The organism is Sporosarcina sp. P2, from assembly GCF_002743255.1.
Taxonomy (GTDB): Bacteria; Bacillota; Bacilli; order Bacillales_A; family Planococcaceae; genus Sporosarcina.
Genome location: NZ_PDYY01000009.1, coordinates 84,243 through 105,585 on the forward strand (window position 1 = coordinate 84,243; position 21,343 = coordinate 105,585).

Here is a 21,343-nt window from a genome sequence, read left to right on the forward strand (position 1 = left end):
ATGGGCAAGATGGAAGACACGAAGTTATTGCTGACTATTTGTGATGAATGTGAACAGCGATTTTATCATATGAGAGAAACGGATCATGAACCGGATTTTTTTGAAGAAGTGAAGCCGTATGCTGATAGTAGTCACCAGGCCATTGCACGGTGGGCCGAAGAGATGAAGGTGTGGATACAGAAAGAAAAGCCACGGTATGTGCATGAAGTGCAAGTGGATTCGTTGAAAGACTCGATGACTCAATTCGTCGTACAGTCTTTCTATAAAGCAACTGGAAAAAAGCGTTTTATTCTTTCTATCCGTGCAGCACGCTATACATTGCAAACCGTTTTGGACGCAATGAACGCGGAGCGAGGAGAGGACCAGATGAATGAATAAACAAAGTATACCCGAAACAATTAAGGAGCTATTCGCTGACTCACGCTTCGGTCCGAATATTGCATACATCGAAACGCTTAAAGAGCAAGAGGCCATCTTAGCGGAGTTTCCTCCTATGTTACACTCGTCGATTCGTAAAGCGTTAGCAACGAAGGGAATCACACAGTTATACAGTCACCAGCGACAAGCATTCGACCAAGTGAGTAAAGGTCACTCGATTACCGCCATAACTCCGACTGCCTCGGGGAAATCACTATGTTACCATTTGCCAGTACTGCAGTCGATTTTGGATGATCCATCTTCACGGGCACTGTATTTATTCCCAACTAAAGCATTGGCTCAAGATCAGCTAGCAGATTTGCATGAGTTGATTGAAGCGAGTGGCGAGACGATTTTAAGTCATACCTATGACGGAGATACAGCACCTGGTTTGCGAACCAAGGTTAGAAAATCGGGACATATTATTTTGACGAACCCGGACATGCTTCACTCAGCGATATTGCCTCACCATACAAAATGGATTTCATTGTTCGAAAACTTGAAATATATCGTGGTAGATGAACTTCATACGTATAAAGGTGTATTCGGTAGCCACGTGGCGCATGTATTAAGAAGATTACAGCGCATTTGCCGATTTTATGGCAGTGATCCGATTTTTATTTGTACGTCCGCAACGATTTCAAATGCCAAAGAATTGGCAGATAATCTGACGAATAAAGATATGGTGCTGATTGATCAAAACGGGGCACCACGCGGCAAAAAACATTTCGTTTTTTATAACCCGCCAATTGTCCACGATGTGTTTGGCATACGCAGAAGTGCAGTGCTTGAAGTCCGTGATCTCGGCGCATTTCTCTATCAAAAACATATTCAGACAATCATTTTTGCGCGAAGTCGAGTACGCGTAGAAATGCTCGTGACCTATATGAAAGAACTAACTAAGAAAAAGTTATTCGATAAAACGGTAATGGGCTATCGTGGTGGTTATTTACCTTCAGAACGTAGAACCATCGAAAGTGGTTTGAAAAATGGTGATATTCGTACGGTGGTTAGTACAAACGCCTTGGAACTTGGTATTGATATCGGCCAATTACAAGCATGTATTATGACAGGTTACCCGGGAAATATTGCCAGTGCGTTGCAACAAGCGGGTCGTGCGGGGAGACGTCAAGAAGATGCGCTAATTATTTATGTAGCGCAATCGATGCCGCTCGATCAATATATTATTCAACATCCGCAATACTTACTTGGACGGCAACCGGAAGAAATCCATATTCATCCCGACAATATGCTAATACTGATGGATCATTTGAAATGTGCTTCATTCGAACTGCCATTTAGCTCTACCGAGACGTATGGTGAATTTGAAGTACAGGAATTACTAGCGTTTTTACAAAGTGAAGGCGTCTTGTTACAAACATCGGATAAATGGCATTGGATGACCGATCGCTTTCCTGCTGGAGAAATCAGTTTACGTTCCGCATCACAAGAAAATGTCATCATTATTGACCAGTCGTTTCCAAAAGAAACTCGCGTCATTGGAGAAATGGACCGATTCAGTGCCATGACGTTGTTGCATGAAGAAGCGATTTATTTACATCAAGGAACGCAGTATCAAGTAGAGAAGTTGGATTGGGAAGAAAAGAAAGCTTACGTTACAGTCGTCGATGTCGATTATTTCACCGATGCAAATCTCGCGGTGGAATTAAAAGTCATCAGTGAAGACAAGCGGATGATGGACGGGGAGCGTATACTAGCGTATGGAGACTTAGCAGTACTCGCCATTCCAACAATCTTTAAGAAGATTAAATTCGATACACATGACAATATTGGTTCAGGTCCGATCTCGTTGCCTGCGGAAGAAATGCATACGTCAGGTACGTGGTTAACGTTTGAAGTTCCCGAAGACTGGGAGAAATCCGACTTGACCGACGCGATGACAGCTGCAGCGTATGTGATTCAATCGTTAGTACCGCTATTCATCAAATGTGATCGAAATGATATTCATGTCGTACCACAAGTGAAGGCGATTCACATGGAGCAACCAACCTTCTTTATTTACGACAGTTATCCAGGTGGAATTGGTTTAAGTGAAAATATTTATAGTCGTTGGAAAGAATTATTAATGCTCGCAGCGGATCATGTGGCGGAGTGCCGTTGTGAATACGGCTGTCCCGTTTGTATTGGAGCGCAAGAAGCAGGACAAAAGAATAACAAACATCGTGCACATAGCTTGCTAGCAGAGTTGGCGAAGTGAGTAGAAAGAGAGTTGAAGCGAATAGCTTTGACTCTTTTTTTATAGACAAAAATGCAAGGTAGAACCATTTGAAAACCATAAAAAATATCGACCCTCTATCTAAATGGCAGTGCATTCTGATAATATGAATATGTATAACTGTCAGAATACTAAAACGAGGAGGGTGAAAACAGATGAAAAAAAGAAAAGTTCATAGGTTTGGTGCTACATTTGTTGTCGCTAGCGCTATTGTATTGTCGGGGGGATCTGTCAGTGCTGCAGAGCAATGGTATACCGACGTATCAAAGGATCACACGCATTATGAAGCAATTAAAGCATTGACGGACCAACAAATCATTCGTGGCTATTCCGAAAATCAGTTTAAGCCTGGAAATTCCATTGAGCGTCGTCACGCGGCGTTAATTTTGGCAAAGCTCGGGGACTTCGAAGAACCGACTAATGTGGCAGATGTATTAAAAAAGTTTAAGGATATTTCAGAGGACAGCTTCTACGCTAAAGAAATGGCAACTCTAGCTAATGCAAATGTATTTAAAGGTGACTCAAATGGGAATTTCAAACCTACAGCCGCTCTGACACGTCAACAAATGGCAAATGTATTAGTAAATGCATTGGACCTTGAGAAATACGATACAGGTAAGAAAGTGGAAATCAACTTATCGAATGTAGGAGAGTCACACAGAAGAGGTGTACAAATCCTTGCGAGTCTTGGTTTAACGGATCAACTGAGTAATTTCAGACCGAATGAGCCCGTCACACGAGGCGCGTTCTCTTCATTCATTCACCGTGCAAATCAGCTACAACCAAGCGATTTCACCTTATCATTGATGCATATGAATGATACGCATGCACGAGTTGCGGAAATGCCAAAAGCCATTACCGCTATTAAAGAAGTGCGAAATGAAAAGCCAGATGCTTTGCTTCTACATGGCGGAGATGTTTTCTCAGGAACATTATATTTCTCAGAGTTTGAAGGACAAGCCGATCTAGAACTGATGAATTTAATGGGTCTGGATGCAATGGTATTTGGTAATCATGAATTTGATTTAGGCGACAGTAAGAATGGCCACAAGTCACTGGCAAGTTTTGTGAAAGGTGCTAATTTCCCTGTAATCGGCGCGAACATAGATTTCTCCAAAGACCCCGACTTGAAAAATCTAGTAAGCAAAACAGAATTCACTAGCACGCTGGCACTTGGAGAAATTCATAAAGGCTTGATCAAAGAAGTGAATGGGGAAAAGGTTGGAATCTTCGGTTTGACTACAGAAAGTACAGCGTTTGTCGCGAGTCCAGGAGCAGTAGAGTTTTTGGACTATAAAGAGTCAGCTGAACAAGCCGTGGCCTACTTTGAGAGCCAAGGCGTCAATAAAATTATTTCGCTAAATCATCTTGGGTTCGATAGTGATCCATCTGTAGGTAATGATTTGCTTATAGCCCAAGCGGTTGAAGGCATCGATATTATCGTTGGCGGGCATTCACACACGAAATTGTCGGAGCCAGTGATTGTTGATAAAAAAGCCAATGGAGAAAGCAAAGACCCTACAGTCATTGTTCAAGCCGATCAATACTTGACGCATCTTGGAACACTAGACGTAGAATTTGATGATAAAGGCGTCATTACTGGACACGCTGGCAAATTAATCAGCTTAAAAGATAAAACGAATGATGCAGAAGCAGCGAAAGCACTTCTTAAGTATTCCGGAAAAGTCGATGAAACGTTTGGTAAAGAAATCGGCGCGACATTAGAAGTGGATCTACCGAATCCAAGAAGTCGTGAAGGAGAGAATTCGACCGAAAGTGTCCGTGCGAATGAAACAGCGCTCGGTAACTTAATAACGGATGGAATGCTAGAAAAAGCAAAAGAATACAATCCGAAAACAGTCATTGCTCTGCAAAATGGTGGAGGAATCCGCAATCATTTAAATAAGGGACAAGTCACAGTCGGAGCAGTAATTGAAGTACTACCATTTGGTAATACATTATCTCTTGTTACGCTTACGGGTGAAGAAATTAAAAATACGCTTGAGCATAGTGTGCGAAATGCACCTAACGAAGAGGGCGGTTTCTTGCATATGTCGGGAATGAAAATAACATTTGATAGCAGTAAAGAAGCTGGCAATCGTATTCAGACCATGCAAGTACAAATGAATGGCGAGTACGTGGATTTAGAGATGGATAAAGAGTATGTGATCACGACAAACGCCTTTACAGCAAGGGGCGGAGACGGCTTTAAAGTGCTTGGTGATGCATACGAAAATGGCCGTGTGACCGATCTAGGCTTGGATGACTGGGTGAACTTGCGAGATCACTTGATCAAGCTTGGAACAGTTAAACCTGAAATTGAAGGTCGAATTATTGATTTGAATAAGTAATCTAGACAAATGTAAAAGAGTTGGAGCTTAAAAGCTTCGACTCTTTTTTGATATTTTTTTAGTAGATGTATGCTTTTTACAATATGCTTCTATACAGCATTTGAGGAGATGAAAGTATATCACCTACATTCGATTCCTTCAGCAAGGAATCGAATGTATTTCATGCCCATTGAACGTGCATTTACATTGCCAACTACTTTAGTTGAGGAGATTGGTCATAATTAAGCGTTTTTACTGCAATACTTCCAAAGCAAATAACATTTTATTTTATAGGATTCAGGGTAGAAGAATAAAGAGATTCGAAATGGAGGAGATAAAATGCCAGTACAGATAAAACGGGTTTATGAAGAGGCAGAGAGAGCGGATGGATTACGTGTGCTAGTTGATCGCGTGTGGCCACGTGGAGTGAGCAAGCAAGATGCACAAGTGGATGAATGGTTGAAAGAAGTAGGGCCGAGCACAGAGCTTCGCCAATGGTTTAATCATGACCCCGGTAAGTTTGATGATTTCAAGAAGAAGTATAAAGAAGAATTGAAGAATAATGAAGCACAGCAGGAAGAGTTAGAGAAGCTGAAAAACTGGACGAGAGAATATAAGAAGAATATAACGTTAGTATTTGGAGCGAAGGATGAAAAGAATAATCAAGCTGTAGTATTAAAAGAAATCTTGGATCATCAGCAAGTGCAATAGTTGAATACAAAAAACGCAGTTCAAAATTACGCACACTTGAACTGCGATGATCCATACATCGATTGATCTTTCACTTATTTTTAAGGAAAACTATGCATTCCTGTTATTAGATTACCCATATGCTTTCTGGTGTGCTTTTTTTCGCTTACTATAATCTTCATCTTGCCGAATAACGTCCCATCGTTCTTTGAAAATTTGTGCAGACTTTGCTTTGACTGGATCTATATCGCGGTCTTTTACCGTTCCATCTTCATTATACTTCCGTCCACTTTTATGATTCGCATAACGACGTGCACGTGTATATCCCATTTGAATGAATTTGCGCGCCATATCCATTCCGATGAAGTCATCTTGTCTTCGATACTCTTCAAAAAGCTCATAAATTTTATCAGCAGACTCTTTTGCAATTTCAGGTGTTTTAAAACGCCAATGAGGTAAAATTTCACTTTTGTAAGGCTCAACCAACAACACACCTTGTTCACCTCGTCCTACTCTATATAATTCAGGCTGTTTGCGTAAATCTAACGTACTGTAATCTAAATCATAATCAAATGGCATATACTCGCATCCTTTTTCCCTTACTGTACCCCCGAAAGAACGGTAGAAAACGTGCGAATTATTTATGTAAAATACTTTACAACAGAACGTACATTCCTTATACTAAAGCAAAAGGGGAGGGAACAGACGTGCGCAATTCATTAGAAAAGGCCTTACGATACGGTGATATACTCGAAGTGATGTATGAAGCTAAAGATGGTTCCATTAGCAAACGAAAAATACGTGTACTGAATATACACGGTAAAACGTTTACAGCGTACTGTTTTTTGCGTAACTCCAAACGAACTTTCCTGATCGATCATGTACTGGCAGTCGTTCCTGTAAGAGTGAAGGAAAAGGTTTTAATTTGATCGACATCAATATAGAAGGAACACAAGTGATCTGTCCCATTTTTTTAGGATGCATCGCTTTTTTCTTTATTCGAGATACGATGTAATGGAACGTCAGAAAATCAAATTACATATAAACCTACACATATCATGTATAATTTAGAGCATTACGATCATTTCTGAGGTGAAGTTATGATAGACCAGTATGTAGCAAAAGTGAAATTTACTCTGTACTACAGACAAGGAGTTCAACATATAATGGATAGCCAACAAATAGAGGAACAGATAGATGAGTTGAAACGTCATGTCATATGAGCAAAAACTGATGGCGATGAAATCACTTTTGAAGAAGACCGCTGTTGTTCAGGAAGTGGAAGAGACATTCAAGGCGCCACCAGCACCAAGCTATGAAAAACGCTGGCTGACGACAGGTATGAAGAAAATCGAAAATGAATTCGGTGTCGTCTACACACGTGTTATTCATTATCCACTCGATACGATGCACGGAGATTTTCGTTTGGGAGATGTCAAGCAGAAGTTGATGAAATGGTCTGAAGCTGAATATATGCACCCATTATCTCCGAATGCCGGTAAGCTCCTATTTTTTGATACGGAGACAACTGGTTTAAAAGGCGCTGGAGCTGTCATTTTTTTAATTGGACTACTAGAATTAAAATCTGATGAATTTGTCATGACACAGTACGTGTTGCCGAACCCAGATCATGAGGCAGCATTTCTTTATGCATCGGAATTATGGAGAGAAGGTCTTACACTCGTCACATATAACGGCAAAAGCTTTGATTTCCCTCAACTACAAACGCGTTGGTCATTACATCGGAAGTTGTTGCCGCCACTAGCTATCCCACATCAAATCGATTTGTTACATGGATCGCGCCGTATTTGGAAAGGGCAGATGGAGTCATTCAAGTTGACCGAAGTGGAGCGAACACAGCTAGGCTTTCATCGCAAAGACGATATACCAGGCCATATGGCGCCTATAATTTATCAAGATGCAGTGAAAAACGGTCGTGCAGAAATTTTAATGAAAGTCATGTGGCATAATGAATGGGATATCCTATCGCTTGTGACACTCTTTAGTCTTTCTACCGATATCGTCATGGAAGAAGATAGTCAGCAAAATGCGCAAATCGCAACGAATATCGCCAAATGGTTCCAAGATCTTGGTTTGAAAGATCAGAGTTTCACAGAACTTAAACGAATTGCGGAAGTGTACGGGACGAGTTATCCTATGACGCATTATCATCTAGGCTTTTTACTGAAGCGTCATAAAGAATTCAATCGAGCGATTCAGTCATTCGAAATCGTCGCAACGCACGGAACTGGCAGAGAACAGGTACTTGCTTATGAGGAACTGGCAAAATTATATGAGCACCAAGTAAAGGATTATTCGCTTGCATATGAGCACATACTAAGTGCGGATAATCTATTGCAGCAATCCAATGAATTTACATCGCGTTTTAGCAATCGGATGAAGAAATCATTAGCAAAACGGGAAATGCGAGTAAAGAGAAAATTATTTCCTGGGCAAGCGCAAGAAGCGACGCATGAAGAACAATAGTCTTTTTCAGTAAGACAAAGAATGACAACATATGCTATAATGACCTTATGGAATCACAGACGGAAGGACGTTTTGTCATGGAATTAAAGCTAGATACGAAAACGATTTTGGAAAAAGAATTTAAACAGGCCATTCGAGGCTATAAACAAGAAGAAGTAGACTGGTTTTTAGATGATGTCATTCAAGACTATGAAACATTCAAAAAAGAAATTGCACGTCTACAAGAAGAAAACACTAGATTGAAGTCGGAAGTCAACTCTTCTCAAAGGCGCTCAGCCACACCGGCTCCTCAAACGACGAATATTGATATCATTCAGCGGATCGCGAATCTTGAAAGAGAAGTATTTGGCGATAAACTGGTTCAGCCTGAAGAGTAAAACTCACCACATGAAATAGAAGAACCGCCACGGTAAAATGTGGCGGTTCTTTTTGGTTTAGTGAAGTCCATTTCTCGTGTTAATTAATTCTTCTATTGAATCAAAATCCTGAACAAAGCCGAGATGAATGGCTTCCCAAAGATAATGAGACGCAATCGAACGTTCAGGTGCAAAAAGTAGCGATTTCTTTATAAGTAGTTGACGCCGCTCCGATTTTTCAATGCCATACAGCCACTGCGCAGACCGCTGGATTCCTACATCATCAATTGCGAGCACGTCTTGTCGGCCGAGTGATAAAATTAAAAACATTTCGGCTGTCCATTTACCGATGCCTTTGACATGGGTTAATTGCTTGAGAATCGCGTCATCATCATATGCTCCAATATTTTTAAGGTCCAGTTCATGATTCACTATTTTGTCCACAAGATCTTTTACATATTCCGCTTTTCTCCTAGTCAAGCCAACATCCCGCAAGTCTTCTGTAGAAGCGACGAGCAACCCATCAACCGTTATATGACCTCCAAGCAAATCGAGCAAACGTGCGTAGATGGCACTTGCGGCACTGACAGAGATCTGCTGACCGATGATGGAACGTACAATGGAAGACAAATAATCTGATCGTAACGGAACTTCGATATCTCCAATGAGAGTAATCAACTGTTTAAGTATAGAATCTTTAGCGCAAAGTGACTGAACTGCTGGATCTTGTGTACGAATATGAAGTGTTTCCAAGTCGCTCACCTCTTATTTTGAAGTTAGAAGGTAAAGATTCAGACACTTTCCCTCATCCATTTTGCTGTTAGCGTGTCTGCAGACAACATTTCTTGTGGCGTTCCTTCGAAAAGTATAGAACCGCCACGTTTGCCGCCGCCTGGACCTAGCTCGATTATCCAATCACTCGCTGCAATAAAGTCTAGATTATGTTCGATGATCATCACCGAGTTTCCTTTGTGTACGAGTTTTTGGAACAATTCAAGTAGCTTATCGTTATCGCTCATATGTAGTCCTAATGAAGGTTCGTCTAACAAATAGATTTTTCCTTCGTTTTGTAAGTGACTCGCCAGTTTGAGTCGCTGAATTTCCCCACCGCTTAATGAACTCGTCGTTTGGCCTAACGTGAGATAATTTAAACCGACTTCCTCGAGCATATCCATTCTTTTTAATATCTTGGGCATAACAAAATACTCTTTAGACTCGTCAACTGTCAACTCTAAGATTTCTGCTATGTTTTTCCCCTGGTACATATAGGAGAGAGCCTCATCTGAATAACGTAATCCACCACATGATTCGCATACAACAGTTACGGGATCTGCAAAAGCCACATCTGGAGTAGTGACTCCTTTCCCATCACATACTGGGCAAGCCCCCAACGAATTAAAGCTGAATAAACCGGCTGGCTGACCTGTTTCTTTCGCAAGGATCTGCCGAATGTCATCCATAATTCCCATATAGGTAGCTAATGTGGAACGGCTAGAAATTCCGATACGGCCTTGGCTCACTTTAATGATATCGGGATATTTAGCCGAGAACGCTTCAAATAGTAGGGAACTCTTACCGGAACCTGAAACGCCGCAGACGGAAACGAGAACGTTTTTAGGGATATCAATCGACACATCTTGTAGATTGTTAGTATTCGCCCTAGTAACGGAAAAATAATCGCTTGACTGACGTGGTTGTTGATTGATTTCCAATTTGTGATCGAGTTTGGTTAATGCAGAGGTGCCTTTTAATCCATCAGGCTCTCCCTGATAGATAATTTCTCCACCTGCAGCACCCGCACCCGGAACCATTTCCACAATTTCATCCGCTACCTTTATTATGGATAGATCGTGTTCAATGACAATGACAGTATTATGATTAGCTTTCAGACTTCTGAGCATCTGAATAAGCATATCTACTTCTTCGGGATGAAGCCCCGCGCTTGGCTCATCGAAAATATACGTAATATTGTTTAAGCTGCTACCTAAATGCCGAGCAATTTTTACTCGTTGCGCTTCACCGCCAGAAAGTGTTCCCATTTTTCTTGACAGACTCAAATAGCCGAGTCCCAAGTCTATCAATTGCTGTACATTCGGGATCGCCTGTTGCGCAATGGACTCACCTAAGGGATCACGAATGTTTTTCAGTTCTAATAAAAGCTCTGTCAGTTCCAATTTATCGTATTCCGCAATATTGAAACCGTTAATTTTACACTTCAATACTTCTGGGTTTAATCCTGAACCACCACAAGTAGGGCATAATGTATGGGTGGATACTGCCAGTACATCCTCTTGCGAAGTTTGTTTCAGTTTCGTTATATCCCGATTAATATATAGACGTACAAATCTAGGTAATAAACCATCCCACTCATGATCATGCGGACCATCTTTCGTATGGAATGGTGCAAACACTCTTTCACCTTCAGGAGGTCCATAGATCAATAAATTATACTGATCTTTCGGGTAAGCTTTAATTGGCAAATCGGGATCGAATAATCCGCCTGTCATCATCCACCTTCCTTGCCAACCAGAGGGGGACAGTGGCTTAAACTTTACTGCATATTCTCGCAGGGACTGGCCCAGATCGATCAGTTTATGTAAATCAGGGTACACGACTTCACCGAATCCGTTACACTCTGGACATTTGCCAAATGAACTTTGACTCGAGAAATCAGTAGCAGAACCGATCGCGGATGAACCGATGCGGGAGAACAGTAGACGGATCAATGGATGAATATCCATGTACGTCCCGACTGTGGAGCGTGTATTTCCTCCAATAGGCTTTTGCTCCACCACAATAACCGGGCTTAGATGATGCATTAAATCTGCACGCGGTCTTTCATAACGAGGCATTTGGTTTCGGACGTACAGCGGGTAATTCAACGTCATCTGCCGTCTACTTTCCGCGGCTAATGTGTCAAATACAACGGAGCTTTTTCCCGAACCTGATAAGCCGGTAAATACCGTATTTTTTTCTTTTGGCAAGTTTACATCTATATTTTTTAAATTATTTTCTCGAAGTCCCCGTAAAACTATTTCATCTCTGACATCCTTCATCATCATAGTCCTCCTTCAAACCTTACGTACTAGTCTTGCTAGATGATTTCCCTGTTTTAAGGAAGTTACACTAAAAGGACCACTTTTATCGTTGTTATTTGGAGAAGTGATTAATTTATACATGTAAACTCCTTTGCGCTCATACTTCATTCAAATCCGCTCAAAGCCATGCCGTACCCGCTCAATGTCGTTTGCAATCCCCTCATAGCTATGCGGTATCCGCTCAATACGCAATAGATCTACACTAATTCATTCTCCACATCACGCAAACTATTTAATCTACCTCATTCTAAACGAATTCATTGTATATCGAATGGATTTGGTGTATACTCAGGAGTGCCATAGAGAGTATTCAGGTAATCGCTGCAACTTCGGTTGTAGAGGAAAGTCCATGCTCACACGGATCTGAGATGACCGTAGTGTTCGTGCTCGGTGAAAAAATAAGCCGGGGCAATGCATTTGCATTGATGGCGGGAATAACTCCTAAGTCTTCGGATATGGACTAGATTCTCTGAAAGTGCCACAGTGACGTAGTCGGCATGGAAACATGTCGAGTGGAACGGGTAAACCCCACGAGTGAGAAACCCAAATTATGGTAGGGGCGTTCTTCCGAAAGAATTCAATGGAGGAAGGAACAGGCAATTGTCTGTAGATAGATGATTACCACTTCAAGTACGAGGCGCGAGCCGTTTGAGTACCGAAGAACAAAACATGGCTTACAGAATACTCTATGGCATTTATCTTACAATTAGCTCTCCTACAGATTTGGGAGAGTTTTTCTTTTTATAGAAGCGTACAAATACATATACCTTTCAAATGACAGAAAGGACATATTGACCAGAAGCAAAGAATGGAGTGTTGAAACATGAGTGAATACAAACTAGTAGCAACTGCTGCGATGGGACTTGAATCTATCGTCGCGTCTGAAATAAAAGATCTTGGCTATGAATGCCAAACAGAGAACGGAAAAGTTTATTTTACGGGTGACGAAGAAGCCATTGCGAGAACGAATATGTGGTTACGTGTAGGTGATCGTGTACGAATCATTGTGGGCGAATTCAAAGCTTTTACATTTGATGAGTTATTCGAACGGACGAAAGCTTTGCCGTGGGAAGAGTTCTTGCCTGTAGATGCGGCATTCCCTGTTTCAGGTAAATCGGTCAAGTCAAAATTATTCAGTGTCCCAGACTGTCAGGCGATTGTGAAAAAGGCGATTGTCGAACGATTGAATAGTGCGTATAAACGAAGTGGATTCTTAAGTGAATCAGGACCGCTATTTAAATTAGAAGTTTCTATATTGAAGGATCACGTAACTTTGACGATAGACTCAAGTGGCCAAGGCTTGCATAAACGCGGCTATCGTATGGCTCAAGGGGACGCACCACTAAAGGAAACGATGGCAGCTGCACTCGTTAAACTTTCTAAGTGGAGCCCGAATCGTCCATTCGTAGATCCATTCTGTGGTTCTGGTACGATTGCTATCGAAGCGGCCATGATTGGACAAAATTTGGCGCCGGGTTATAACCGTTCGTTCTTAAGTGAAGAATGGCCTTGGATGAAAGCGGATGTGTGGGATCGTGTTCGCGAAGAAGTAGAAGACGTGGCCAAGTATGATTTAGAGCTCGATATTCGTGGGTTTGATGTTGATCACAATATTATTTCTATAGCACAGCGTAATGCTATGGAAGCAGGATTTACAGATTTGATTTCATTCGAACAGCGAGATGTGCGTGATTTGAGGCTCGAAGGAGAAAATGGCGTCTTGATCGCCAATCCGCCATATGGTGAACGACTTGGTGAAGTGGAAGAAGCAGAAGATATTGCGCAAGTACTTGGTGAGATTATGAAACAGTATCCGTCATGGTCAGTATATATTTTATCTTCACTGGAAAACTATGAAACGATGTATGGCAAACGTGCAACAAAAAAACGTAAACTATTTAACGGCTTCATCCGTACTGATTTATATCAGTTCTGGGGACAGCGTTCATAATTTGACGGGCAGGAAGAGGAGTACATCCCTCTTCCTTTCGCTTGCATTCAGGAGGAGTCAGTATGAAGACAAAAATTCCATTTGAGTTGGATAAAGGGCAAACGTTTTATGAATCTCTCAACGATTGGCTCGGAGATACGTTATATGATGATTTAACAGAAAAAGGTTTCGAATGTCGCGACGAGCAAATTTATATGGCATTTCAAATAGAAAAAGCACTGAAAGAAAAAAGCGTCTTGCTTGCGGAAGCGGGAGTGGGTACGGGGAAAACGATTGCGTACTTATTACCGGCTATTGCGTATGCGCGTTATACAGGAAAACCAGCGGTGATTTCCTGCGCAGATGAAACATTGATCGATCAATTGATCAAAGAAGAAGGCGATATTCAGAAGTTGAGTACCGCACTCAATATGACAGTAGACGTTCGTTTGGCGAAAGCGCGTAATCAGTATATTTGTCTGAAACGTCTGGAAGATACTAGCATGAAGACGAACGAAGATTTTGTCGATTTAGTGGAAGATCAGTTGCCGGAATTCGTGCATGCAGAGCGTTCATTACAGTCGGTGTATCCGTATGGCGAACGTTCAGATTATCCATATTTGGCTGATGAAGAATGGGAAATGATCAATTATCACCCGATAATGCAATGTGCGGCTTGTGATATTCGCAATCGTTGTGGGCAAACGATTCATCGTAATCATTATCGAGAAGCTGCAGACTTGATCATTTGCTCACATGACTTCTATATGGAGCATTTGTGGACAAAGGAATCACGTGCTAGACAAGGGCAACTGCCTTTATTACCGGAAGTATCGATGGTCGTCTTTGATGAAGGACATTTACTGGAATATTCCGCTCAGCGTGCATTGACATATGAAGTGCAAGAGCAAACGATTATTAACTTGCTTGAACGGATTATGGTGGACGGCATCCGAGAGAAAACATTGCAGTTGATGGAGCAATTGCTCGAGACGCATGAATTATTTTTCAAACAGCTCAAAAGTAATGCCATTCAAAATGACAATGAGCGCCTGACAATTGATAAGAACGAAGAAATGATGAAGTATGCAAAAACAGCGGTTGCATTATCTCATGAACTTCTGGAAGAATTTGTTTTTGAAGGCGAGTTATATGTGATCCCTGAATACGACTTAAAAATCGTCGAAGAGTATTTGGAGCAGTACATTTATTCAATGGAGCTATTTGCCGGTGACAACGACGCAGTCGATTGGCTTGAAAATCGTCGTGAAGAAAGCACACTGCTAATTATGCCAAGACTTGTCACGTCCATCTTGAAAGAGAAGTTATTTACGGGAACGATGCCGATTATCTTCTCTTCGGCTACTTTATCAGTTGAGAAATCATTTGATTACTTAGCGTACAGTTTAGGAATTGTAGATTATCAATCATTTTCTATCGCATCACCATTCGACTATGAAAATGTCATGAAAATTCATTTGGAACAAGGGAATACAAATGAGAAAATCACACGTCTCTCTGAACTGCTTGAGGAAGAGGAACAGACATTGGTATTGTTCGGTTCCAAGCAATCCATGATGGAAGCCTACGATCAATTACCACTTGAACAAAGCGTTATGGTGACGTATGAAGGGGAGCGTTCATTGTCATCATTGGTGAAAGATTTCCAGCAACGTAAAGTGAATGTATTCTTCTCCTATCATTTGTGGGAAGGTCTGGATTTACCGAATGAAGCGTTGACTCGTGTAATCATTTTTGACTTGCCGTTCCCGCCGCATGATCCACTATTCCAAGCTAGAAGGGAATTTGCGGAAGATCCGTTTGACGAAGTAGATCTACCATTTATGTTATTGCGTTTACGACAGGGAATTGGCCGATTGATTCGAACGAGCGATGATTACGGTTCGATTCATTTATTTGTAAAGCCAGAGAATTTAGAATTACTGCCGGTTATTGAACGTGTGTTGCCTGTACCATTTTCGTAAACAGTAAAAAAGAAAGCGTGCTGACGTCGGAGTTTCGACATCTGCACGCCTTTTTCCAGTTATCGTTCTTCGTCAATAGTGAGCAATAAATTTAACATTTGGCCATCTTCAAATTTTACGGGGATTTTAAATGCTTGCTTAAACCCATAAAATTTTGTTTGCCCCGTCATGACAGTAGGTGGTGAAATATCTAGCGTCAGATCCGCTTTTTCCAATACTGTACATAGATTTCCGGCAATCATATTCCCGAGTTCTCCAGTGAATGATTCAGCCATTTCCCCTTCAAGCTGCATACCGAACATGGCGAGACCAATTTCACTGATAATGGATTGTGTAGGCTCTACAATTAAACGACCTTTAATATCTCCAATTAGACCGATCAAAACACTGATTTCGCGTTGTTCGTACGGCTGTTGTATAAGGGCAGGGGATAGTACCTGGAATTTTAATGGAACTACAGTAGTGAGAGAAGCAATCGTTGCATTTAGAACTTTTTGTACATTTGTTGCTGTATCCATCTAAAGAAACACCCTTTCACGAATAGTTTGGTAGTGCAATCATATCACTAGGAGTATCTAAAAGACTAGACAAATTTTATGAAAGTAGCCACATCCTCACTATTTATTCGATTTCTTCAAGATTAGCTGTATACTGGTTCTTCTATTTAAAAAGTAATACTTATAAAGTAACTATCTATTTTTTCACGCATTAATGGTATGATTGGATGAGTTAAAATTGAAAGGACGACGATTATGTCTACAAACAATGAATTTTTACAGCAATCTGCTACATATGGACAAATTTTTTCCAACAATGAAGATGATGAACGCAAAGCAAAAACGACATTACTTGCTAATAAAATAATCGATAAAGAATATACAATTGCTTTTGCTGGACACTTTTCAGCGGGAAAGTCTTCGACAATTAATGCATTAACAGGTGATGATCTCTTACCGTCAAGCCCTATTCCGACAAGTGCGAATATTGTGAAGGTGCATAAGGCGGATGAAGATTATGCTATTATCCATCGTGTGGATGGAAGTGCTGTGAAATTCAGCGGCCATGGGTTCTCTGAAGGTGTGAAAGCGTACAGTAAGGACGGGGCTGAAGTTTCATTGGTTGAAATCGGCCATACAGAATCCAATTTACCGGAAGGAATTACGGTAATGGATACACCAGGCGTAGACTCGACAGATGATGCACATAGACTATCGACGGAGTCTTCATTGCACTTAGCGGATCTTGTCTTCTATACGATGGATTACAACCATGTACAATCTGAAATGAACTTCCGGTTCACAAAAGAATTAATGCGCTATAATAGTAACGTTTATTTAATTATTAATCAGATCGATAAGCATCGCGACAGTGAGTTATCATTCGATGAGTTCAAAAAGTCCGTCGAAGAATCGTTCAAGTTATGGGGGGTAGAACCAAAGGGGATTTTCTACACGTCATTGAAACAACTGGATCACCCACATAATGATTTTGAAAAAGTCAAAGCGATCGTTGATGGTTCGATCGAACACCGAGAAGAAAATTTTGAACAAAATATCGAGCAATCTTTATTAAAATTAAAAGATGAGCATATGAAATATCTTCAACAGCAAGTGGATGACTTGAAGGAGAATCATTCGGAAATCCTCAGCGAATCCGAGTGGGGGCAGTTTGAAGAGTTAAATCAAGATTTGAAGGATGCGAAAAAACGACTGGAATTAGTTTCGGGTGACGAATTCTATGTGAATTTCGAGAAAGAACGCAATGAATTATTGTCGAACGCGGGACTGGCGCCATTTGAAACGAGAGAATTACTGAAAGACCATTTGGAAGCCAAGTCACCAAAATTCAAAGTAGGTTTACTATTTGGTGCGAAGAAGACAGCGGAAGAGCGCGAAAAACGTCGTCAAAAGCTAGATGATAACATTTCAGGTCTGGCGCATACACAAATCGAAATTTATATGAAAGCGTTGATGAAGAGTTCATTAAAGCAAGCCGGAATCTTAACCGATGAGCGTTCACTGGCGATTGATAATATGGATCTAACACTACCGTTTGACAAAGTGGATGAGCAACTGCATGTACAAGAAGTGATCACTGGCGAAACCATTTTGAATTATGCAGAGCAAATGAAGCGTGCCATTCATTTAGTGTATAAACGTAAAACCGATAAATGGAAACAAGAGATGTCCGTCATCGCGAAAGAATCGGGTGGTGAGCAATCGGGACCTCTTGTTGAAACGATTGCCGTGTTGCAAGAAAAAGTAGATGCACTAAAAGAAATGAATAAGTGGCAAGAGCGTATGGAGTGGGTCGATAAAGAAATCGCCAATCCGTCTGCGCCGACACGTATGGGCCGCGATCAACTGGTTACGGAGTGGGAACAGCCTAAAAAAATCGAAACAATTGATTATGTAGCAAAAGTAGAAGAGCAAGAAACGACTGTTGAAAAAGTGGAAGAAGTAGTGGAAGAAGAACGTCAAATGGTCGATTCAGAAAAAGCCATCATACATGCACAGCATATCGCCGAATCGGTCGAGGCGATACCTGGATTTGCAGAAACGGCATCGTATTTGATGACGAAAGCAGACCGCCTAAAAGGACAGGAATTCACAGTTGCATTATTTGGCGCATTCAGTGCTGGGAAATCTTCATTCTCTAACGCGTTGATTGGTGAAAAAGTGTTACCTGTATCACCGAACCCTACAACAGCTGCAATCAACCGAATTCGTCCAGTAAGTGAAACCCACTTGCATAATACTGCGGATATTCACTTGAAAGATGAAGCCACGATGACTGAAGACGTAGCGTTGTCATTCGGTGCACTCGGTATCACGATTTCCTCACTGGAAGATGCCTTTAATAAAACAGATGTTGCTATGAAGCAACCACTTGAAGATGAGAACTTGCACATCCATAAGTCGTTCATCAGCGCATTCCAAAGAGGATACCCTCTTTATACGCCTGCATTAGGGACGACGTTGACAGTAGAGCGTGAAGAATTTACGAAATTCGTTGCACAAGAAGAACGTAGTTGTTTCGTCGATTCCATAGATTTCTTCTATGACTGCCCATTGACTCGCCACGGTATCACATTGGTGGATACACCAGGAGCAGATTCCATCAACGCACGTCATACCGACGTAGCGTTTGAATATATTCGTAATGCTGATGCGATTCTATTCGTAACATACTATAACCATGCATTCGCACGTGCTGATCGTGAATTCCTTATCCAGCTAGGCCGTGTGAAAGACGCATTCGAACTCGATAAAATGTTCTTTATCGTCAATGCGATCGACCTTGCTTCAAATGAAGAAGAAGGCGAAGAAGTAAAAGGCTTCGTTGCCAATGAATTGCAGAAATTTGGAATCCGCAATCCGCGGGTACATGGTATTTCAAGCCTTGAGGCACTGGAAGGCAAATTAACACAACAACCGAATGCATTAATGGTCGATTTTGAAGAGAAGTTTTATTCATTCCTTGAGCATGATTTACGTGCGCAAGTCGTGCAAGCACTGGAAGAAGAAACAACGAAAACAATCGGTCGTCTAGCTTCATTGATCGACAGAACGATCCAAAACCGTTCACGTAAAACGGAAAGACTGGAAGAGCTTGCGACTGCTGAATTGGCAATAAAAGAACGTTTTGAAAAGAGTGCCAGGAAGATCTTAGTGAAATCCACTCAAGATGAATTGAGTGAACTCGTCTACTATATTTTACAACGTGTATTCTTACGTTTCGGTGATTTCTTCAAAGAGGGGTATAGTCCGTCCACTTTCGCGAAAAACTCATCGGATAAAGCATTGAAAATCGCATTGGCGGAAACAGTCAATATGGTAGGCTTTGACTTGACGCAGGAATTGAAAGTAACGAATTTGCGTATTCTTCAATACATGAAGAAGCAATTGCTAGAACGTCAGCGTATGGAAGTCCGTTCACTAGCCGATATGGATCAGTCAATTGTACCTTCGCCATACGAGCCGAATGATAAAGAGATGTTGTCATTTGAAACACCATATGAAGATCCTATGGTATACAGCGCAGTGAATAAATCGTTCAAAAATCAAAAGTCGTTCTTTGAACGTGGCGATCGGGATATCTTGAAAGTGAAGCTGGAGGAAATATTGAAAAAAGATGCATCCAGCTATCTTGGCGATCAGAAAGAACGTATTGAAAAGTGGGCAGACTTATGGATTGAAGACGAAGCAGAAGCATTACGCGTTCATTTGTTGCAGGAAAGTCTTGTACAAATTGAATCAGAGCGTACATTGCTCGATGGTTCGGAGCAGCTGGAACAATGGCAGAAAATCTATGAACAAATCCGTCAAGAGGAGTTGGTTCAATGACACAAGTATTTGTATCTATTCACGATATGGAGACAAGTCACGCAAAATGGATCGATGCGCGCTTTTCATTGCAAGATGAAAAGCAGGGGAAACTTGATTATCAAAATGAACACGTAAAAGGCGCGGTTCATTGGGATTTAGATGAAGACTTATCCGGGACTTCTGTAGAAGGTGGACGTCATCCATTGCCTTCTGCTGAACAACTGACTGAACTATTCCGTAAAAGTGGACTGGAACGTACAGATACGATTTTGATCTATGATGAGGGTGGCGGTCCATTCGCAACACGAGCTTGGTGGATGTTGCAGTATGGAGGTTTCACGAATGTACATGTCGTAACAGAAAGTTATACGGCATTACGCAAAATAGTAGACGTAACATCTGATCCTGCTACGCCTGTACGCTCGACGGTGGAACCAGATTGGCAAAAGCACTTATACGCTAGTAGAAGTGAAGTCGAAGAAGTTGTGGCGGGCAATCGACCGTCTCAACTTGTCGACGCACGCTCTGAAGTTCGCTACCGTGGGGAAAAAGAGCCGCTCTATCATAAAGCGGGCCATATACCGACAGCGCGAAACTTCGATTGGGAACAATTGAAGAGAGACGGACAGTATGATGTGCAGCACGCAAAAGAGCAATTACAACAGATCGTCACGCCTGAAGACGATGTCATCGTCTACTGTGGCAGCGGTGTAACGGCTTCCCCTTTATTCGCGGCACTTAAAGAACTAGACTATCCAAACGTAAAACTATATGTTGGTAGTTTCAGCGACTGGATTTCCCAAGATGACGCACCAATTGAAACCGCAATAAGGGGTTGATACACGATGCTATTTGCATTGCTGGGGGATATTCATTCATCCAAAGAAGATTTGCAGGCAGTACTGGCACAAATTTCCGATGAAGCACCTGACGCAACTATCATCGGGACAGGTGATTTGTACGAATGCACGGTCAGCAAAAAAGATCTTCATGGGCAGACTTATCCTACTGTCGAAGAAGTGATCAAATATCCGGAAGGCATCGATGAGCTGTTAACCTTTCCATCCATTTATGGCAATCAAGAAGAACGTATTCTGTTGTTGACAAAGCAGAGTGAGCCTATACGGGACTTTTTGAACGACTTACCTGAAGCTCTAAAGATAGAAACGGCAGTTGTCATCCATGGTCACCAATGGCCGCATAACGAAGCAGAGGCGTGGCTTGCTGAGTATCTACCAGAGGTGCACCTGGTATTTCACGGACATACCCACCGATCAAGCTTCAAGAGTGATGGACAATCTGTGCCGATTAGCTGGAACGACGAGCTGCCGGTTGTGGGATCTCGAAATATCGTTAACGTAGGTGCTGTAGTAGGCTTTAGAGAATGGATATTATATGATTCTGAAAAACAAAATGTTAGATTTATGAAAGCGTCAAAAGGCTGAGAGATTCATGTCTAGCTCGTTTAGTTGAGTGTGGATAGTAA

16 protein-coding genes and 1 other RNA gene are annotated in these 21,343 nt (G+C 41.5%); 13 read left to right on the top strand and 4 right to left on the bottom strand.

Translation table 11 applies throughout. The features are described from left to right. The 4 genes from CSV67_RS10770 to CSV67_RS10785 all read left to right on the top strand — a co-directional run bounded on the left by CSV67_RS10770 (position 1) and on the right by CSV67_RS10785 (position 5,694). Positions 1-378, top strand: coding sequence for a YppE family protein (locus CSV67_RS10770; protein ID WP_099631590.1), 378 nt, complete (start codon positions 1-3; stop codon positions 376-378). After that, complete coding sequence (locus tag CSV67_RS10775; RefSeq protein WP_099631591.1) at positions 371-2,635, top strand: DEAD/DEAH box helicase; 2,265 nt, start codon at positions 371-373, stop codon at positions 2,633-2,635. Before CSV67_RS10770 ends, CSV67_RS10775 begins: the two co-directional genes overlap by 8 nt. A gap of 173 nt (positions 2,636-2,808) precedes the next feature. After that, the gene (locus tag CSV67_RS10780; RefSeq protein ID WP_099631592.1) at positions 2,809-5,004 is read left to right on the top strand and encodes a 5'-nucleotidase C-terminal domain-containing protein; all 2,196 of its coding nucleotides are present in this window, start codon (positions 2,809-2,811) and stop codon (positions 5,002-5,004) included. A 318-nt stretch (positions 5,005-5,322) separates the two neighbouring features. Then, positions 5,323-5,694 carry a DUF488 domain-containing protein gene (locus tag CSV67_RS10785; protein WP_099631593.1) on the top strand — a complete coding sequence of 124 codons (372 nt, stop codon included), beginning with the start codon at positions 5,323-5,325 and terminating at the stop codon, positions 5,692-5,694. 111 nt (positions 5,695-5,805) lie between these two features. Here CSV67_RS10785 and CSV67_RS10790 read toward each other — a convergent pair whose 3' ends face one another. After that, positions 5,806-6,252 (bottom strand): DUF4385 domain-containing protein, encoded by a 447-nt coding sequence (locus CSV67_RS10790; protein WP_099631594.1) that lies wholly within the window; start codon positions 6,250-6,252, stop codon positions 5,806-5,808. A gap of 128 nt (positions 6,253-6,380) precedes the next feature. Between CSV67_RS10790 and CSV67_RS10795 the strand changes: the two genes are divergently transcribed. The 3 genes from CSV67_RS10795 (at position 6,381) to gpsB (ending at position 8,537) form a co-directional block, all read left to right on the top strand. Next, positions 6,381-6,602 (top strand): transcriptional regulator, encoded by a 222-nt coding sequence (locus CSV67_RS10795; RefSeq protein WP_099631595.1) that lies wholly within the window; start codon positions 6,381-6,383, stop codon positions 6,600-6,602. A gap of 283 nt (positions 6,603-6,885) precedes the next feature. Next, positions 6,886-8,160, top strand: coding sequence for a ribonuclease H-like domain-containing protein (locus CSV67_RS10800; RefSeq protein ID WP_099631596.1), 1,275 nt, complete (start codon positions 6,886-6,888; stop codon positions 8,158-8,160). Between the two features lie 47 nt (positions 8,161-8,207). After that, positions 8,208-8,537 carry a cell division regulator GpsB gene (gpsB, locus tag CSV67_RS10805; protein WP_233192597.1) on the top strand — a complete coding sequence of 110 codons (330 nt, stop codon included), beginning with the start codon at positions 8,208-8,210 and terminating at the stop codon, positions 8,535-8,537. Positions 8,538-8,594: 57 nt separating this feature from the next. On the opposite strand, the gene CSV67_RS10810 is transcribed toward gpsB, so the two are convergent. Then, positions 8,595-9,269 (bottom strand): DNA-3-methyladenine glycosylase family protein, encoded by a 675-nt coding sequence (locus CSV67_RS10810; protein WP_158232925.1) that lies wholly within the window; start codon positions 9,267-9,269, stop codon positions 8,595-8,597. A gap of 38 nt (positions 9,270-9,307) precedes the next feature. Beyond that, on the bottom strand, positions 9,308-11,572 hold the full coding sequence (locus CSV67_RS10815) for an ATP-binding cassette domain-containing protein (RefSeq protein WP_099631661.1): 2,265 nt from the start codon (positions 11,570-11,572) through the stop codon (positions 9,308-9,310). Positions 11,573-11,920: 348 nt separating this feature from the next. Between CSV67_RS10815 and rnpB the strand changes: the two genes are divergently transcribed. From rnpB to CSV67_RS10830, 3 genes are all read left to right on the top strand, one after another. Next, an RNA gene (gene rnpB, locus CSV67_RS10820) (RNase P RNA component class B) lies at positions 11,921-12,296 on the top strand. A gap of 141 nt (positions 12,297-12,437) precedes the next feature. Then, positions 12,438-13,565, top strand: a complete 1,128-nt coding sequence (locus CSV67_RS10825; protein WP_099631599.1) for a THUMP domain-containing class I SAM-dependent RNA methyltransferase — start codon at positions 12,438-12,440, stop codon at positions 13,563-13,565. 62 nt (positions 13,566-13,627) lie between these two features. Further along, on the top strand, positions 13,628-15,529 hold the full coding sequence (locus tag CSV67_RS10830) for an ATP-dependent DNA helicase (protein WP_099631600.1): 1,902 nt from the start codon (positions 13,628-13,630) through the stop codon (positions 15,527-15,529). Positions 15,530-15,588: 59 nt separating this feature from the next. On the opposite strand, the gene CSV67_RS10835 is transcribed toward CSV67_RS10830, so the two are convergent. Further along, on the bottom strand, positions 15,589-16,047 hold the full coding sequence (locus CSV67_RS10835; RefSeq protein WP_099631601.1) for a chemotaxis protein CheX: 459 nt from the start codon (positions 16,045-16,047) through the stop codon (positions 15,589-15,591). A gap of 234 nt (positions 16,048-16,281) precedes the next feature. On the opposite strand from CSV67_RS10835, the gene CSV67_RS10840 reads away from it, so the two are divergent. From CSV67_RS10840 to CSV67_RS10850, 3 genes are read left to right on the top strand one after another with little or no spacing between them, the layout of a single operon-like run. After that, on the top strand, positions 16,282-19,875 hold the full coding sequence (locus tag CSV67_RS10840) for a dynamin family protein (protein WP_099631602.1): 3,594 nt from the start codon (positions 16,282-16,284) through the stop codon (positions 19,873-19,875). Beyond that, positions 19,872-20,696 carry a sulfurtransferase gene (locus CSV67_RS10845; protein WP_099631603.1) on the top strand — a complete coding sequence of 275 codons (825 nt, stop codon included), beginning with the start codon at positions 19,872-19,874 and terminating at the stop codon, positions 20,694-20,696. Before CSV67_RS10840 ends, CSV67_RS10845 begins: the two co-directional genes overlap by 4 nt. 6 nt (positions 20,697-20,702) lie before the next feature. Next, on the top strand, positions 20,703-21,302 hold the full coding sequence (locus CSV67_RS10850) for a metallophosphoesterase family protein (RefSeq protein ID WP_099631604.1): 600 nt from the start codon (positions 20,703-20,705) through the stop codon (positions 21,300-21,302). The last annotated feature ends 41 nt before the right edge of the window (positions 21,303-21,343 follow it).

Excerpts from the sequence above, each read along its gene's own strand:
- CSV67_RS10770 (WP_099631590.1), top strand. The coding sequence starts at position 1 with ATGGGCAAGATGGAAGACACGAAGTTATTGCTGACTATTTGTGATGAA.
- CSV67_RS10775 (WP_099631591.1), top strand. The coding sequence starts at position 371 with ATGAATAAACAAAGTATACCCGAAACAATTAAGGAGCTATTCGCTGAC.
- CSV67_RS10780 (WP_099631592.1), top strand. The coding sequence starts at position 2,809 with ATGAAAAAAAGAAAAGTTCATAGGTTTGGTGCTACATTTGTTGTCGCT.
- CSV67_RS10785 (WP_099631593.1), top strand. The coding sequence starts at position 5,323 with ATGCCAGTACAGATAAAACGGGTTTATGAAGAGGCAGAGAGAGCGGAT.
- CSV67_RS10790 (WP_099631594.1), bottom strand. The coding sequence starts at position 6,252 with ATGCCATTTGATTATGATTTAGATTACAGTACGTTAGATTTACGCAAA.
- CSV67_RS10800 (WP_099631596.1), top strand. The coding sequence starts at position 6,886 with ATGTCATATGAGCAAAAACTGATGGCGATGAAATCACTTTTGAAGAAG.
- gpsB (WP_233192597.1), top strand. The coding sequence starts at position 8,208 with ATGGAATCACAGACGGAAGGACGTTTTGTCATGGAATTAAAGCTAGAT.
- CSV67_RS10815 (WP_099631661.1), bottom strand. The coding sequence starts at position 11,572 with ATGAAGGATGTCAGAGATGAAATAGTTTTACGGGGACTTCGAGAAAAT.
- CSV67_RS10825 (WP_099631599.1), top strand. The coding sequence starts at position 12,438 with ATGAGTGAATACAAACTAGTAGCAACTGCTGCGATGGGACTTGAATCT.
- CSV67_RS10830 (WP_099631600.1), top strand. The coding sequence starts at position 13,628 with ATGAAGACAAAAATTCCATTTGAGTTGGATAAAGGGCAAACGTTTTAT.
- CSV67_RS10835 (WP_099631601.1), bottom strand. The coding sequence starts at position 16,047 with ATGGATACAGCAACAAATGTACAAAAAGTTCTAAATGCAACGATTGCT.
- CSV67_RS10840 (WP_099631602.1), top strand. The coding sequence starts at position 16,282 with ATGTCTACAAACAATGAATTTTTACAGCAATCTGCTACATATGGACAA.
- CSV67_RS10845 (WP_099631603.1), top strand. The coding sequence starts at position 19,872 with ATGACACAAGTATTTGTATCTATTCACGATATGGAGACAAGTCACGCA.
- CSV67_RS10850 (WP_099631604.1), top strand. The coding sequence starts at position 20,703 with ATGCTATTTGCATTGCTGGGGGATATTCATTCATCCAAAGAAGATTTG.